This window comes from Pseudomonas sp. H3_A02 (assembly GCF_054671965.1).
Window position 1 is genome coordinate 4,057,762 of sequence record NZ_CP162807.1, and the last position, 14,995, is coordinate 4,072,756.

The window sequence follows — 14,995 nt, forward strand, 5'->3', positions numbered from 1 at the left end:
GTTGAACGCCATGGCTGATTTTCCGCTCACACGTTGCTGCTGATTTCCTCTTTTCAATCTTTTCAAGGCTGTTGCGCATGTTGATCGCGTCGTTGATTTTCCTGCTGACCATTACGTTGGTGATCTGGCAGCCCAAGGGGTTGGGCGTTGGCTGGAGTGCGACGCTGGGCGCGCTGCTGGCTTTGTTGAGCGGGGTGGTGCAGGTCGGTGACATTGCGCTGGTCTGGCAGATCATCTGGAACGCCACCGGTACATTTGTCGCGCTGATCATCATCAGCCTGCTGTTGGACGAGGCGGGGTTCTTCGCCTGGGCGGCCCTGCATGTGGCCCGTTGGGGCAAGGGCAGCGGACGCAAGCTGTTTGCGTTCATGGTGCTGCTGGGGGCGCTGGTGTCGGCGTTGTTTGCCAATGACGGGGCGGCGTTGATCCTGACCCCCATCGTGATTTCGATGCTGCTGGCGTTGCGGTTTTCCCCGGCGGCGACCCTTGCGTTCGTGATGGGGGCCGGCTTCATTGCCGACACCGCGAGCTTGCCGCTGGTGGTGTCGAACTTGGTGAACATCGTCTCGGCGGACTTCTTCGGCATTGGTTTCAACCGCTATGCGGCGGTCATGGTGCCGGTGAACCTGGTCAGCGTGGCGGCCAGCCTGGCGATCTTGCTGTGGTTCTTTCGTCGCGACATCCCGCGGGACTATGACCCCGATCAACTGGATGACCCGGCGACGGCGATCCACGACAAGGCAACGTTTTATGCCGGTTGGGTGGTGCTGGTGATCCTGCTGCTGGGCTGCTTTGCCCTGGAGCCGCTGGGGATTCCCATCAGTGCGATTTCGGCGGTGTGTGCTGCGTTGCTGTTGGCTGTTGCGGCCTATGGTCACAAGATTTCCACCCGCAAGGCGATGAAGGAAGCGCCCTGGCAGATCGTGATTTTCTCCCTCGGTATGTACTTGGTGGTCTATGGCTTGCGCAACGCCGGGCTGACCGGTTACCTGGCCCAGTGGCTCGACGGTTTCGCCGAATATGGCGTGTGGGGTGCGGCCATGGGCACCGGTGTGCTGACGGCGCTGCTCTCGTCGGTCATGAACAATTTGCCAACGGTGCTGATCGGCGCCTTGTCCATCGACGCCAGCCAGGCTACCGGAGTGGTGAAGGAGGCGATGATCTACGCCAACGTCATCGGCAGCGACCTGGGCCCGAAAATCACCCCGATTGGCAGCCTGGCGACCTTGCTGTGGTTGCATGTGCTGGCGCGCAAGAACATCCAGATCGGCTGGGGGTACTACTTCAAGGTCGGGATCGTGCTGACGGTGCCGGTGTTGCTGGTGACGTTGGCGGCGCTGGCTTTGCGGTTGTCCTTTTAGACCGAGTTGGCTTCATCGCGAGCAAGCTCGCTCCCACAGGGTTATGTGCAGATCATCAATGCTGCAAGCAACACAAATCCACTGTGGGAGCGAGCTTGCTCGCGATGAGGTCCTGGCAGGCAGCACAAGGCTCAGCCATTACCCGGCACATTCGGCCAAAGATCCGCCACCAGGAACACCCGCTCGGCTTCTTCCCACTTGCCCTCGGCATTTTCGCTCAGGCGCACCATCAACTGTGCCGGCGCCATGGGGTCCAGGGCCATTCGCCAGGCGTCTAGTTGCGCGGTGCTCCAGGTCTGCTCGGCTGGATAATGCGCCGGGGCCAGCCAGGCGGCGCGGGGCAGGGGTTGCCAGCGGCCCGGCGGACGTTGGGTGATGAACGCCGGCCAGTCCCGTTGATGCAACCAGCGACCGCGCAAATGCCTTGGGTGGGCGCCGGCCGGTGGCTCGGCCTGGCCCGGCCAGGGGTACAGTAGATACCCGCCCAACCAGAGCTCGGAGCGAAACAGTTCGAGCCCCGAGGGCTCGATCCCCAGTGCCGCCAGGGCCTCGCGGCTTTCAGGGCGGGCCGAGATCGGCAGTTGGTGCTCGCGCAGATGCGCTAGCTTGCGGTCGAGCCGGTCATGGCAACCCGGGCCCAGCCATTGCGCGGCGTCCAACCCGTTTCCGTGCTGGGGCCCGAGGTACAACTTGATGGCCAGTTCCAGGTGGTGGATGCCGTCGCGATCGCGCAGCAACAGGTCCAGTTCGCCCAGGGTATGGCCTTCGCGTCGGATCGGCAGGTTCGCGGCGATCAATTCGATGCCCGGGGCGTGCTGCGCGGCAAACTGCCACAGCCTTTCGTAATACAGGCCCAGGCGTCGCGTTCGTCCTTGGGACAGGCAGTGCAGCAATGGGTAGCTGTCGCGGTCCAGTTGCCGCAGCCAGTGTTCCAGTTGCCCAGGCTCCTGTACCCAATCACTGCCGGCCAGGGGGTGGCGCTGGGGCCAGGGCGTGTCGATGAGCATCGGCGGGGCGATGATCGCCCACGCGAGGTCGCGCACTTCGGGATGGTGCAGGCGTCGGGGCAGGTCCAGCAATTCAGGGAACAGGATCATCTTGCGAGCATAGCCGTTGCGCTGAAGGCTTAAAGGATTTTGTCTACGGCGCGCTTTCGCCCATAATCGTGTTTTTCGCCCGCCGCAGACCTTCGCAGGAGCCTCATGGAGCAATTTCGCAATATCGGCATCATCGGTCGCCTGGGCAGTTCGCAGGTGCTGGACACCGTTCGCCGTCTCAAACGTTTCCTCCTGGAGCGGCACCTGCATGTGATCCTCGAAGATACCATCGCCGAAGTACTGCCGGGCCATGGCCTGCAGACGTCGTCGCGCAAGATGCTCGGCGAAGTCTGTGACATGGTCATCGTGGTCGGCGGCGACGGCAGCCTGCTGGGCGCCGCTCGGGCCCTGGCGCGGCACAATATCCCGGTGCTGGGGATCAACCGCGGCAGCCTGGGGTTCCTCACCGACATCCGCCCTGACGAGCTAGAGATCAAGGTCGCAGAGGTGCTGGACGGCCACTACCTGGTGGAGAACCGTTTCCTGCTGCAAGCCGAGGTCCGTCGTCACGCCGAAGCCATCGGCCAGGGCGATGCCCTCAATGACGTCGTGCTGCACCCCGGCAAGTCCACGCGCATGATCGAATTCGAGTTGTACATCGACGGTCAGTTTGTCTGCAGCCAGAAAGCCGACGGCCTAATCGTCGCCACCCCCACCGGTTCCACCGCCTATGCGCTGTCGGCCGGCGGGCCGATCATGCATCCCAAGCTCGACGCTATTGTGATTGTGCCCATGTACCCCCATACCTTGTCTGGGCGACCGATTGTGGTCGATGGCAACAGTGAGCTGAAAATCGTCGTGTCCAAGGATATGCAGATCTACCCGCAAGTGTCCTGTGACGGCCAGAACCATTTCACCTGCGCGCCAGGTGACACCATCACCGTCAGCAAAAAAGCGCAGAAGCTGCGCCTGATCCATCCGCTGGATCACAATTATTATGAAGTCTGCCGGACCAAGCTCGGCTGGGGCAGTCGGTTGGGGGGTGGAGGCGACTGATGCTCGATCCTGCGCGCAGTTACGATTTGATCGGTGACGTGCACGGATGCGCCCTGACCCTGGAACACCTGCTGGACCGACTCGGTTACCAAAAGCAGGGCGGGGTCTGGCGGCATCCGTCGCGCATGGCCGTGTTCCTGGGGGACATCATCGACCGTGGCCCGCGGATTCGCGAGGCGCTGCACATCGTCCACGACATGGTCGTGGCCGGCCAGGCGCTGTGCATCATGGGCAACCACGAGTTCAACGCCCTGGGCTGGAGTACACCGGCATTGCCGGGCAGCGGCCAGCGCTACGTGCGCGAACACACGCCGCGCCATGCCCGACTGCTCAACGAGACCCTGACCCAATTCGAGCAACATCCCGGTGACTGGCATGACTTTCTCAAATGGTTCTATGAGCTGCCGTTGTTTGTCGACGCCGGCCATTTCCGGGTGGTGCATGCCTGTTGGGATGCGGGCCTGATCGAACCGCTGCGCGGCCTGTTCCCGGACGGTTGCGTCGACGAGCATTTCCTCCAGGCCTCGGCGCAACCGGGCAGTTTTGCCTGCACGGTGTTCGATCGCTTGCTGCGTGGCACGGACATGCGCCTGCCCCATGGCCTGACGCTGACCGGTGGCGATGGCCTGACCCGTTCGTTTTTCCGCACCAAGTTCTGGGAAGACAACCCGCAGACCTACGGCGACATCGTGTTCCAGCCAGACGCCTTGCCGGAGCCGGTGGCCCGAACGCCGCTGTCGCCGGATGAAAAAAACAACCTGCTGCGCTATGGCGTCGATGAGCCGCTGTTGTTCGTCGGTCACTATTGGCGCAGCGGCAAACCCGCGCCGATCCGCCCGAACCTGGCCTGCCTGGATTACAGCGCGGTGCTCTACGGCAAGCTGGTCGCCTATCGCCTCGACCAGGAAACCCACCTGGATCCGCACAAGTTCGTCTGGGTCGATGTCGAGCGGCCGGAGGTGGTGCAATGAGACTGTCTGTCACGCGAACGCATTGTTTGAGGAAGTGCCATGGATGATTCGACGTTCGACCAACTGGAGGCCGCGCTCCTTGCTGCGCCCGGTAACGTCGCGCTGCTGACACTGTTGCTCAACGCCAGTGTCGAGCGCGGCGAGTACGAGCGCGGGCTTGAGTTGCTGCCTGCCGATCTTGAGCAATGGAGCGATGCCCAGGCTTTGAAAATGGCCGCTGCCGGGTTATGTATCGCCGCGGGCCAGGCGCAACGGGCGCTTGGCCTGATTGAAGGCGACGAGCCTGCCGCGCGGATGCTCAGGGCGCGCGCCTTCGCGGCCCTGGAGCGGATGAAGGAGGCCCAGGTGGAGTACCGCGCCGCGGTGGATGCCAACCCGGCCCTTGAAGACATGGCGCTATGGCGTCGATTGAACGTATCCGTGACTGACTTTTCCGCAGCACAAGGGCGTCCGCGCTTGCGCGTGATCTCCAATGACAACACCGACCAGACCGAGGTCCGTCGCCTGTTGGTGCCGGAAAAGGAAGTCCTGTCCTTCGATGACATTGGCGGCCTGGACGAGCTGAAGAAAACCATTCACAAGAAAATCATCCTGCCTTACCAGAAGCCCGGCCTGTTCCAGCGCTTTCGCAAGCGGGTCGGTGGCGGCGTGTTGCTCTACGGGCCTCCGGGATGTGGCAAGACCATGCTGGCCCGGGCCACGGCCGGGGAGTGCAAGGCGACATTCTTCAACGTGGCTATTTCCGATGTCCTGGACATGTACATCGGCGAATCCGAACGCAAGTTGCACGCGCTGTTCGAGCAGGCTCGTGCCCAGGCTCCGGCAGTGATGTTTTTCGATGAAGTCGAGGCCTTGGGTGGCAAACGTTCCAATACCCGGGATTCGACGTCTTCGAAGCTGGTCAGCCAGTTTTTGTCCGAGATGGACGGTTTTACCAAGGACAACCACGGCGTACTGATCCTCGCGGCAACCAACGTGCCTTGGTCGGTGGACTCGGCTTTCAGGCGCCCGGGGCGTTTCGACCGGGTGTTGTTCGTGCCGCCGCCCGACCGGCCGGCCCGGGAAGCCATGCTCAAGTTGATGATGGCAGGCCGTCCGATGGCCGAGGATATCGACTTTGCCTTCCTGGCGAAAAACACGTCGGGCTTTTCCGGCGCGGACCTGGGTGAGCTGGTGGAAACCGCCGCTGACGAAGCGATCGAAGAGTCCATCAGCGACGCGAGCGAACAACCGATCTGCGATCGGCATTTCAAGCACGCCCTCAAGGAAGTGCGGGCAACCACCCTGGAATGGCTGACCACGGCGCGCAATTACGCGCGTTATGCCAATGAAGGCAACCAGTACGACGAGGTGCTGGCCTTCCTCGACAAACATGGGAAGGGTCATTGATGGCGCAGTACGGTGGTTATCGCATTGAAGACGAACCGCGTCCCGGCGCCCTGGCCAAGTGGGCCGTCTCGCCTTTTTGGCCGCTGCTGGGGCTGATGCTGGGGGGCGCCTGGCTTGGCTTGCCGTGGTTTGTCTTCAACGCCATCGCGGTGGGCAGCCCGACCCGCGTACGTGAGTGGCTGCTGGCCGGCCTTTGCCTGGTGGGCAGCCTGGTCATCGGCGCGGTGCTATTGCAACTGGTGGGCGCCGGTTACATCCAGAGCCAGGCACAGATCCAATACGCCTTGTTGACCCTGGTGGTGTGGAAACTTGCCATCGGCTACCTGCTGTTCATGCAGCAAAACGCGACCATCGAGATCTACCAGTACTACGGTGGCGTGCTGAACCGCTTTGGCTTGCCTGTCGTGCTGGTTGGCGCGTTTGTGCTCAAGGGCATGGTCATCAAGTGGGTGCCTGCCACTCTCTGGTATCTGGTGGTGAGCTGATGAATACCGATTATCTGCTGCAACTGGCGTATCAACGCTTGCAAGCCGACCATTACGACGGTGCCATCGACGCGCTGCGCCAATTGCTGGCGAGCGATCCGGGTTCGGCCGAAGCCCATGCGTTGCTGGCGGTCTGCCTGATCAATATGCGCCGTGTGCATGCCGCCAGGCGCGAGGTGCAGTTGGCGCTGGCGGCCGATGCACAATTGCCGATTGCCCATTACGCTGCCGCCCAGGTTGCCATTGCCCTGCGCAAGTTCAAACTGGCCCAGGAACACTTGACCCAATTGCTGGACATGGAACCGCTCAATCCGGTCAATTACCGCACGCTGGCCGATCTGTACCAATTGACCGGCCGCCTGGAGCAAAGCCGCGAGCCGTTGGAAAAAGCCCTGGAGCTGGGCCCCGACGATGCGTCCAACCTGGTGGCCATGGCCCAGTTTTATCGTGCCAGCGGCAACTGGGGGCAGGCGCATCAGTTTGCCCGCCAGGCCTTGCAGTCCGAACCGGGGCATACCGGGGCCGTGGTGGTGCTTGGACATCTGTTGTTGCGCGAAGGTGACGTCGAGGGCGCGCGTGAGCACGCCATCTGGGCCTTGCAGGAAAACGCCAATGACCGGGCCGCGCTGCACTTGCTGACTGCCGTCAAGGCCCGCAGCAGTCTGTTTTTAGGAGCATGGTGGCGATTCAACAGTTGGATGAGCGAGCGCAGCGCCAGTCGCGCCATCGTGGTGCTGTTGCTCATGTTCGTGGTCTATCGGGTAGTGGTCATCACCCTGACGGCCCAGGGCTATCCGCAGGTGGCCCAGGTGATTGATTGGCTATGGCTGGGGTTTGCCGTGTACACCTTTGCCGCGCCACAGATATTCAGGCGCTCCCTGGAAAAAGAGCTGGCCCAGGTCAAGCTGTCCAGAGAGTTCTAAATAGTGGGTGGCCACACGGCTGTCAGTCGTGCCTTGCCTTGGAAACCCACGACATTATTGGAGATTGCTTAACATGTCGTCTTTTGCAGAAATGATCAAGAACATCACCCCCGACATCTACCAGAGCCTGAAACTGGCGGTGGAAATCGGTAAATGGGCCGATGGCAACAAGCTCACCGCCGAGCAGCGCGAGTTGTCGCTGCAGGCGATGATCGCCTGGGAAATCCAGAACCTGCCCGAAGACGAGCGCACGGGCTACATGGGCCCGCAGGAATGCCAGTCGAAGTCGACCACCGTTCCGAATATCCTGTTCAAATCGGACGCCATCCATTGATCGAGATTGGCCGCGGTGCAATCAGCAAGATGTCGGCGCGCCTTGACGGGCCGACCGTTCAATACGCCTTTCGCCTGGACGAGGTCGAGGTGCCGGTCAACCCGTTGATCGGCAGCACGATCCGCCTGGAATACCTCGGTGCGATCCACTGCACCCATTGCGGACGACGGACCAAGACCAGCTTCAGCCAGGGCTATTGCTACCCGTGCATGACCAAGCTGGCCCAGTGCGACCTGTGCATCATGAGCCCCGAGCGGTGCCATTTCGACGCAGGCACCTGCCGTGATCCGGCCTGGGGCGAGCAGTTCTGCATGACCGATCATGTGGTCTACCTGGCCAACTCCTCGGGCGTGAAGGTCGGCATCACCCGCGCCACGCAATTGCCGACCCGCTGGCTGGACCAGGGTGCGAGCCAGGCGCTGCCGATCCTGCGGGTCGCCACCCGTCAGCAGTCGGGGTTTGTCGAAGACCTGTTCCGCAGCCAGGTGGCGGACAAGACCAACTGGCGTGCCTTGCTCAAAGGCGACGCGACAGCGGTGGACCTGCCGGCGATCCGCGACGCGCTGTTCGAAAGCTGCGCCCAGGGATTGCAGGGCTTGCAGGAACGATTTGGCCTGCAAGCGATCCAGACCATAGCGGACGTCGAGCCCATCGAGATCCGTTATCCGGTGGAGCAGTACCCGACCAAGATCGTCAGCTTCAACCTGGACAAGAACCCGATCGCCGAAGGCACGCTGCTGGGGATCAAGGGCCAATACCTGATTTTCGACACCGGCGTGATCAACATTCGTAAATACACGGCCTACCAGCTCGCCGTGCATCAGTAGAAGGATTCGACCCATGCGCACCGAACAACCGAAGATGATTTACCTCAAGGACTATCAGGCCCCCGAATACCTGATCGACGAAACACACCTGACCTTCGAGTTGTTCGAGGACCACAGCCTGGTCCATGCGCAACTGGTGATGCGCCGCAACCCCGAGCGCGGCGCCGGGCTGCCGCCGCTGGTGCTCGATGGCCAGCACCTGGAGCTGGTCTCGCTCAAGCTCGATGATGCCGACCTGGGGCAGGGCGACTATCAACTGGACGACAGCCACCTGACCGTGCACCCCAAGGCCCAGGCCTTCACGGTCGACACCACGGTCAGGATCCACCCGGAAACCAACACCGCCCTGGAAGGCCTGTACAAATCCGGCAGCATGTTCTGCACCCAGTGCGAGGCCGAAGGGTTCCGCAAGATCACTTATTACCTCGATCGCCCGGATGTGATGAGCAAGTTCACCACCACCGTGGTGGCCGAGCAGCACAGCTATCCGGTGTTGCTGTCCAACGGCAACCCGATTGCCAGCGGCCCCGGCGAAGACGGTCGGCACTGGGCGACCTGGGAAGACCCGTTCAAGAAGCCGGCCTACCTGTTTGCCCTGGTGGCCGGTGACTTGTGGTGCGTCGAAGACACCTTCACCACCATGACCGAGCGTAATGTGGCGCTGCGCATCTACGTCGAGCCGGAAAACATCGACAAATGCCAGCACGCCATGACCAGCCTGAAGAAGTCGATGCGCTGGGACGAAGAGGTGTACGGGCGCGAGTACGACCTGGACATCTTCATGATTGTCGCGGTCAATGACTTCAACATGGGTGCCATGGAGAACAAGGGCCTCAATATCTTCAACTCCAGCGCCGTGCTGGCCCGCGCCGAGACCGCCACCGATGCCGCGCACCAGCGGGTCGAGGCGATCGTTGCCCACGAATACTTCCATAACTGGTCGGGCAACCGCGTGACCTGCCGCGACTGGTTCCAACTGTCGCTCAAGGAAGGTTTCACGGTGTTTCGCGATGCCGGGTTCTCGGCCGACATGAACTCCGCCACCGTCAAGCGTATCCAGGACGTGGCGTACCTGCGCACCCACCAGTTCGCCGAAGACGCCGGCCCCATGGCCCACCCGGTGCGTCCGGACAGTTTTATCGAGATCTCCAACTTCTACACCCTGACCGTGTACGAAAAGGGCTCGGAAGTGGTCGGCATGATCCACACCCTGCTGGGGCCTGAGGGTTTCCGCAAGGGCAGCGACCTGTACTTCGAGCGCCACGATGGCCAGGCCGTGACTTGCGACGACTTCATCAAGGCCATGGAAGATGCCAACGGTGTCGACCTGGCCCAGTTCAAGCGCTGGTACAGCCAGGCCGGTACGCCACGGCTGGCGGTGAGCGAGTCTTACGACGCCGCCGCCAAGACCTACAGCCTGACCTTCCGCCAGAGTTGCCCGCCGACGCCGGACAAGATGGAAAAGCTGCCGTTCGTGATTCCCGTGGAACTGGGCCTGCTGGACAGCCAGGGCGCCGAGATCCCGTTGCGCCTGGCCGGCGAGGCCGCGGCAAACGGCACGTCCCGGGTGATCTCGGTGACCGAAGCCGAGCAGACGTTCACCTTCGTCGACGTCGCCGAACAACCGCTGCCTTCGTTGCTGCGTGGTTTCTCGGCGCCAGTGAAGCTGAGCTTCCCGTACAACCGCGATCAGCTGATGTTCCTGATGCAACACGACAGCGACGGGTTCAACCGTTGGGATGCCGGCCAGCAGTTGTCGGTGCAGGTGTTGCAGGAACTGATCGCCCAACATCAGCAGGGCGCCAGCCTGACGCTGGATCCGCGCCTGGTCAGTGCGCTGCGCAGCGTGTTGTCGGACGAATCCCTGGACCAGGCCATGGTCGCGGAAATGCTCTCGCTGCCAAGCGAAGCCTACCTGACGGAAATCAGCGAAGTGGCCGACGTCGAGGCGATCCACGCCGCCCGTGAGTTCGCTCGCCAGCAGTTGGCCGAGAACCTGTTCGAAGCCCTGTGGCTGCGTTATGAAGCCAACCGCGATCTGTCGAAACGCACGCCATACATGGCCGAGGCCGAGCATTTCGCCCGCCGCGCGCTGCAGAACATCGCCCTGTCGTACCTGATGCTCACCGGCAAGCCGGAGGTGTTGAGTGCGACCCTGGAGCAGTTCGACACTGCCGACAACATGACCGAACGCCTGACCGCACTGGCGGTGCTGGTCAACTCGCCATACGAGGCCGAAAAGGCCAAGGCCCTGGAAGTGTTCGCGGAAAACTTCAAGGGCAACCCGCTGGTCATGGACCAATGGTTCAGCGTCCAGGCCGGCAGCCCGTTGCCGGGCGGCCTGGCGCGGGTCAAGGCGCTGATGGAGCACCCGGCGTTCAACATCAAGAACCCGAACAAGGTGCGGGCGCTGGTGGGGGCATTTGCCGGGCAGAACCTGATCAACTTCCACGCCGCCGACGGTTCGGGTTATCGCTTCCTGGCGGACCTGGTCATCCAGCTCAATGGCTTCAACCCGCAGATCGCCTCGCGGCAACTGGCCCCGCTGACCCGCTGGCGCAAATACGACAGCGCCCGCCAGGCGCTGATGAAAGCCGAGTTGGAACGCATCCTGGCGTCCGGTGGGCTGTCTGCCGATGTGTTCGAAGTGGTGAGCAAGAGCCTGGCGTGACCTTGATGCCGCGGTCTGCCTGGCGGACCGCGGTGCCTTCATCGCGAGCAGGCTCGCTCCCACAATGGATCTCAATTGTTCACGAAATATGTGCCCACTGAAGATCTACTGTGGGAGCGAGCCTGCTCGCGATAGCGTCAGCCGCTTCACCGCTTTAGTTGCTCAGCCATCACCCCACCGAATACCCCGCCATTCACCCCCTGCGCCAACCCCCGTGGTTAACAAAAGATAACGCGGCGTCGATTGTCAGACCTTTCGAAAGCCCGATAGGATAAGGCACCGCTTGCGAAGTGGCTCTAGATTGCAGGTTTCAGGACTATGCTCCAGGACTGGCAACGTACCAAGCCATAACAATAATAATGGGGGAAAGGTCTATGAATGAGCCTGTCATGGCTGTGGGCCGCTGCCGGCCGCCGATGCTGCGCAGAATCGCGTTGCTGGCTTCGGCGCTCTCGCTGTTGGGCTCTGCGCTGTTGTCGGCACCGGTGATGGCCGTTGCGGCGTCGACGTCCGATGTCATCTATTCCGTCGAATCGGCCAAGGCCAGCAAAACCCTGATGCTCGATGTGGTCCACGCCGGCCAGCGCCTGGTGGCGGTCGGTGATCGTGGGCACATTGTCTATTCCGACGACCAGGGCACCTCCTGGACCCAGGCCAAGGTGCCGACCCGCCAACTGCTCACTGCGGTATTTTTCGTCGACGACAAGCACGGCTGGGCCGTGGGGCACGACGCGCAGATCCTTGCCAGCGATGACGGTGGCAGCACCTGGAGCAAGCAGTTCGAAGACCTCACCCGTGAAGCGCCGCTGTTGGATGTCTGGTTCAAGGACGCCAGCAGTGGTTTTGCCGTGGGGGCGTACGGCGCGTTGTACGAGACCACCGACGGCGGCAAGCACTGGGAAGACGCCAGCGACCGCCTCGACAACGAAGACCAGTTCCACCTTAATGCGATCGCGGCCGTGAAAGACGCCGGGCTGTTCATTGTCGGCGAGGCCGGCAGCATGTTCCGCTCCGCCGACGGGGGCCAGACCTGGGAGAAGGTCGAAGGCCCGTACGAAGGCTCGCTGTTCGGGGTCATCGGCACCGCCCAACCTTCGACGCTGCTGGCCTACGGCTTGCGTGGCAACCTGTACCGCTCCACCGATTTTGGCGGCACCTGGGAGCAGGTCGAGCTCAAGGCCGCCCGGGGCACCCTGGAATTCGGCCTGTCAGGCGCCACGCTGTTGGCGGACGGTTCCATCGTGATTGTCGGCAACGGCGGCAGCGTGGTGCGCAGTACCGACGATGGCGAAAGCTTCAGCGTGTTCAACCGCCCGGACCGAATCTCCGTGGCGGCCGTCACGGCGGCAGGCAACGGCAACCTGATCCTGGCGGGGCAAGGCGGCGTGCGCGCCACCACCTCCACCGGCGCCGAACTGAGCAAATGAGTCAGGCCTGCAAGACGGGCATAAAAACAAGAAGGCGGACCCCATGAGCAGTCATCACCAAGACAAGGCGACGTTCCTCGAGCGCCTGATTTTCAACAACCGCCCGGCAGTGATCGTCATTTGCCTACTGGTCAGCGTTTTCCTGTTCTGGCAGGCCACGCTGATCCGCCCCTCCACCAGTTTCGAAAAAATGATCCCCCTCGAGCACCCCTTCATCCAGAAGATGCTCGAGCACCGCAACGACTTGGCGAACCTGGGCAACACGGTGCGCATTTCCGTGGAAGCCACCAATGGCGACATCTTCTCCAAGGAATACATGGAGACCCTGCGCCAGATCCACGACGAGGTCTTCTACATCTCTGGTGTCGACCGTTCCGGGCTCAAGTCATTGTGGAGCCCGAGCGTGCGCTGGACCGAAGTGACGGAGGAGGGCTTCGCCGGCGGCGAGGTGATCCCCCAGAGCTATAATGGCTCGGCCGACAGCCTCGACCTGCTGCGCAACAACGTGCTCAAGTCCGGCCAGGTCGGGCGCCTGGTGGCCAACGACTTCAAGTCGAGCATCATCGACATTCCGCTGCTGGAGTCCTATCCCGACCCGCAGGACCAGGGCAAATTGCTCGCCCTCGACTATCGGAAGTTTTCCCACGAGCTTGAAGACAAGATCCGCAACAAGTTCGAAGCCCAGAACCCGAATGTGCAGATTCACATCGTCGGCTTCGCCAAGAAAGTCGGTGACCTGATCGACGGCCTGGTCATGGTGGTGCTGTTCTTCGGCGTGGCCTTCGTCATCACCCTGATTCTGTTGTACTGGTTCACCAACTGCATGCGCAGCACCGTGGCGGTGCTGACCACCACCCTGGTGGCGGTGGTCTGGCAACTGGGGCTGATGCACGCGGCCGGTTTCGGCCTGGATCCGTACTCGATGCTGGTGCCGTTCCTGATCTTCGCCATCGGCATTTCCCACGGCGTGCAGAAAATCAACGGTATCGCCTTGCAGTCCAGCGAGGCGGACAACGCCCTGACGGCGGCACGCCGCACCTTCCGCCAATTGTTCCTGCCGGGGATGATCGCGATTCTGGCGGACGCCGTGGGCTTCATCACCTTGCTGATCATCGACATCGGCGTGATCCGCGAACTGGCCATCGGCGCCTCCATCGGCGTGGCGGTGATCGTGTTCACCAACCTGATCCTGCTGCCGGTGGCGATCTCCTACGCCGGCATCAGCAAGCGTGCGATCGAGCGCAGCAAGAAAGACGCGACCCGCGAACATCCGTTCTGGCGCCTGCTGTCGAACTTCGCCAGTGCCAAGGTCGCGCCGGTGTCCATTGCCCTGGCGGTGATCGCCTTTGGTGGTGGTCTCTGGTACAGCCAGAACCTGAAGATCGGCGACCTGGACCAGGGCGCGCCGGAACTGCGTCCGGACTCGCGCTACAACCAGGACAACAACTTCATCATCAGCAATTACTCCACCAGCTCCGATGTGCTGGTGGTGATGGTCAAGACCAAGGCCGAAGGCTGCTCGCGCTATGAAGCCATGGCCCCCATCGACGAACTGATGTGGAAGATGCAGAACACCGAGGGCGTGCAGTCGGCGATTTCCCTGGTGACCGTGTCCAAGCAAATGATCAAGGGCATGAACGAGGGCAACCTGAAGTGGGAGACCTTGTCGCGCAACCCTGACGTGCTGAACAACTCCATCGCCCGGGCCGATGGCCTGTACAACAACAGCTGCTCCCTGGCACCGGTGCTGGTGTTCCTCAACGACCACAAGGCTGAGACCCTGGACCGCGCAGTGAAGGCGGTGCAGGACTTCGCCAAGGAAAACAACCGTGATGGCCTGGAATTCATCCTCGCCGCCGGTAACGCCGGCATCGAGGCGGCCACCAATGAAGTGATCAAGGAGTCGGAACTGACCATCCTGATCCTGGTGTACATCTGCGTGGCGACCATGTGCATGATCACCTTCCGTTCCTGGGCAGCGACGCTGTGCATCGTGCTGCCGCTGGTGCTGACGTCGGTGCTGGGCAACGCCCTGATGGCGTTCATGGGCATTGGCGTGAAGGTCGCGACCCTGCCGGTGGTGGCCCTGGGCGTGGGGATCGGCGTGGACTATGGCATCTACATCTACAGCCGTTTGGAAAGTTTCCTGCGGGCCGGGTTGCCGTTGCAGGAGGCTTACTACCAGACGCTGAAATCCACCGGCAAGGCGGTGCTGTTCACCGGTTTGTGCCTGGCCATCGGCGTGTGCACCTGGATCTTCTCGGCCATCAAGTTCCAGGCCGATATGGGCTTGATGCTGACGTTCATGTTGCTGTGGAACATGTTCGGTGCGTTGTGGCTGCTGCCGGCGCTGGCGCGGTTCCTGATCAAACCTGAAAAACTGGCGGGGCAGAAGGGCAATTCGTTGTTTGCGCATTGATCGAGAGCGAACCCGTCCAGCACAGCCCTAGTGGCTAAACCAATGTGGGAGCGAGCTTGCTCGCGATAGCGGTGTGACAGTCAATGAAGGTGTTG

The 14,995-nt window shown here is 62.0% G+C and carries 12 protein-coding genes; 11 read left to right on the plus strand and 1 reads right to left on the minus strand.

The window, feature by feature from the left end; all coding sequences use genetic code 11:
* Window positions 1-77 precede the first annotated feature (77 nt).
* Window positions 78-1,361 (plus strand): arsenic transporter, encoded by a 1,284-nt coding sequence (locus tag AB4N80_RS18025; protein ID WP_122565611.1) that lies wholly within the window; start codon window positions 78-80, stop codon window positions 1,359-1,361.
* A gap of 131 nt (window positions 1,362-1,492) precedes the next feature.
* Here the strand turns inward: AB4N80_RS18025 and AB4N80_RS18030 are convergent, their stop codons facing one another.
* A complete protein-coding gene (locus tag AB4N80_RS18030) occupies window positions 1,493-2,458 on the minus strand; it encodes a DUF1853 family protein (protein ID WP_122565610.1) in 966 nt (321 codons plus the stop codon).
* 105 nt (window positions 2,459-2,563) lie between these two features.
* On the opposite strand from AB4N80_RS18030, the gene AB4N80_RS18035 reads away from it, so the two are divergent.
* The 10 genes from AB4N80_RS18035 to AB4N80_RS18080 all read left to right on the plus strand — a co-directional run bounded on the left by AB4N80_RS18035 (window position 2,564) and on the right by AB4N80_RS18080 (window position 14,900).
* Window positions 2,564-3,454 carry an NAD(+) kinase gene (locus AB4N80_RS18035; RefSeq protein ID WP_003180647.1) on the plus strand — a complete coding sequence of 297 codons (891 nt, stop codon included), beginning with the start codon at window positions 2,564-2,566 and terminating at the stop codon, window positions 3,452-3,454.
* A complete protein-coding gene (locus tag AB4N80_RS18040; RefSeq protein WP_436278754.1) occupies window positions 3,451-4,425 on the plus strand; it encodes a metallophosphoesterase in 975 nt (324 codons plus the stop codon). The genes AB4N80_RS18035 and AB4N80_RS18040 overlap by 4 nt, the downstream gene beginning before the upstream one ends.
* 39 nt (window positions 4,426-4,464) lie before the next feature.
* Window positions 4,465-5,814 (plus strand): AAA family ATPase, encoded by a 1,350-nt coding sequence (locus tag AB4N80_RS18045; protein WP_460078118.1) that lies wholly within the window; start codon window positions 4,465-4,467, stop codon window positions 5,812-5,814.
* Complete coding sequence (locus AB4N80_RS18050; RefSeq protein WP_122565607.1) at window positions 5,814-6,299, plus strand: hypothetical protein; 486 nt, start codon at window positions 5,814-5,816, stop codon at window positions 6,297-6,299. Before AB4N80_RS18045 ends, AB4N80_RS18050 begins: the two co-directional genes overlap by 1 nt.
* Window positions 6,299-7,222 (plus strand): tetratricopeptide repeat protein, encoded by a 924-nt coding sequence (locus tag AB4N80_RS18055; protein WP_122565606.1) that lies wholly within the window; start codon window positions 6,299-6,301, stop codon window positions 7,220-7,222. The genes AB4N80_RS18050 and AB4N80_RS18055 overlap by 1 nt, the downstream gene beginning before the upstream one ends.
* A 73-nt stretch (window positions 7,223-7,295) precedes the next feature.
* Window positions 7,296-7,556 carry a YeaC family protein gene (locus AB4N80_RS18060; protein WP_460078120.1) on the plus strand — a complete coding sequence of 87 codons (261 nt, stop codon included), beginning with the start codon at window positions 7,296-7,298 and terminating at the stop codon, window positions 7,554-7,556.
* Entirely contained in the window at window positions 7,553-8,383 is an 831-nt protein-coding gene (locus tag AB4N80_RS18065; protein ID WP_460078121.1) for a DUF2797 domain-containing protein, read from the plus strand. Before AB4N80_RS18060 ends, AB4N80_RS18065 begins: the two co-directional genes overlap by 4 nt.
* Window positions 8,384-8,396: 13 nt before the next feature.
* Window positions 8,397-11,054, plus strand: coding sequence for an aminopeptidase N (gene pepN, locus AB4N80_RS18070; RefSeq protein ID WP_460090429.1), 2,658 nt, complete (start codon window positions 8,397-8,399; stop codon window positions 11,052-11,054).
* A 374-nt stretch (window positions 11,055-11,428) separates the two neighbouring features.
* Entirely contained in the window at window positions 11,429-12,481 is a 1,053-nt protein-coding gene (locus AB4N80_RS18075) for a WD40/YVTN/BNR-like repeat-containing protein (RefSeq protein ID WP_460078123.1), read from the plus strand.
* Between the two features lie 43 nt (window positions 12,482-12,524).
* Window positions 12,525-14,900 carry an efflux RND transporter permease subunit gene (locus AB4N80_RS18080; protein ID WP_122565600.1) on the plus strand — a complete coding sequence of 792 codons (2,376 nt, stop codon included), beginning with the start codon at window positions 12,525-12,527 and terminating at the stop codon, window positions 14,898-14,900.
* The last annotated feature ends 95 nt before the right edge of the window (window positions 14,901-14,995 follow it).

Excerpts from the sequence above, each read along its gene's own strand:
- AB4N80_RS18050 (WP_122565607.1), top strand. The coding sequence starts at position 5,814 with ATGGCGCAGTACGGTGGTTATCGCATTGAAGACGAACCGCGTCCCGGC.
- AB4N80_RS18045 (WP_460078118.1), top strand. The coding sequence starts at position 4,465 with ATGGATGATTCGACGTTCGACCAACTGGAGGCCGCGCTCCTTGCTGCG.
- AB4N80_RS18060 (WP_460078120.1), top strand. The coding sequence starts at position 7,296 with ATGTCGTCTTTTGCAGAAATGATCAAGAACATCACCCCCGACATCTAC.
- AB4N80_RS18075 (WP_460078123.1), top strand. The coding sequence starts at position 11,429 with ATGAATGAGCCTGTCATGGCTGTGGGCCGCTGCCGGCCGCCGATGCTG.
- AB4N80_RS18055 (WP_122565606.1), top strand. The coding sequence starts at position 6,299 with ATGAATACCGATTATCTGCTGCAACTGGCGTATCAACGCTTGCAAGCC.
- AB4N80_RS18025 (WP_122565611.1), top strand. The coding sequence starts at position 78 with ATGTTGATCGCGTCGTTGATTTTCCTGCTGACCATTACGTTGGTGATC.
- AB4N80_RS18035 (WP_003180647.1), top strand. The coding sequence starts at position 2,564 with ATGGAGCAATTTCGCAATATCGGCATCATCGGTCGCCTGGGCAGTTCG.
- AB4N80_RS18080 (WP_122565600.1), top strand. The coding sequence starts at position 12,525 with ATGAGCAGTCATCACCAAGACAAGGCGACGTTCCTCGAGCGCCTGATT.
- pepN (WP_460090429.1), top strand. The coding sequence starts at position 8,397 with ATGCGCACCGAACAACCGAAGATGATTTACCTCAAGGACTATCAGGCC.
- AB4N80_RS18030 (WP_122565610.1), bottom strand. The coding sequence starts at position 2,458 with ATGATCCTGTTCCCTGAATTGCTGGACCTGCCCCGACGCCTGCACCAT.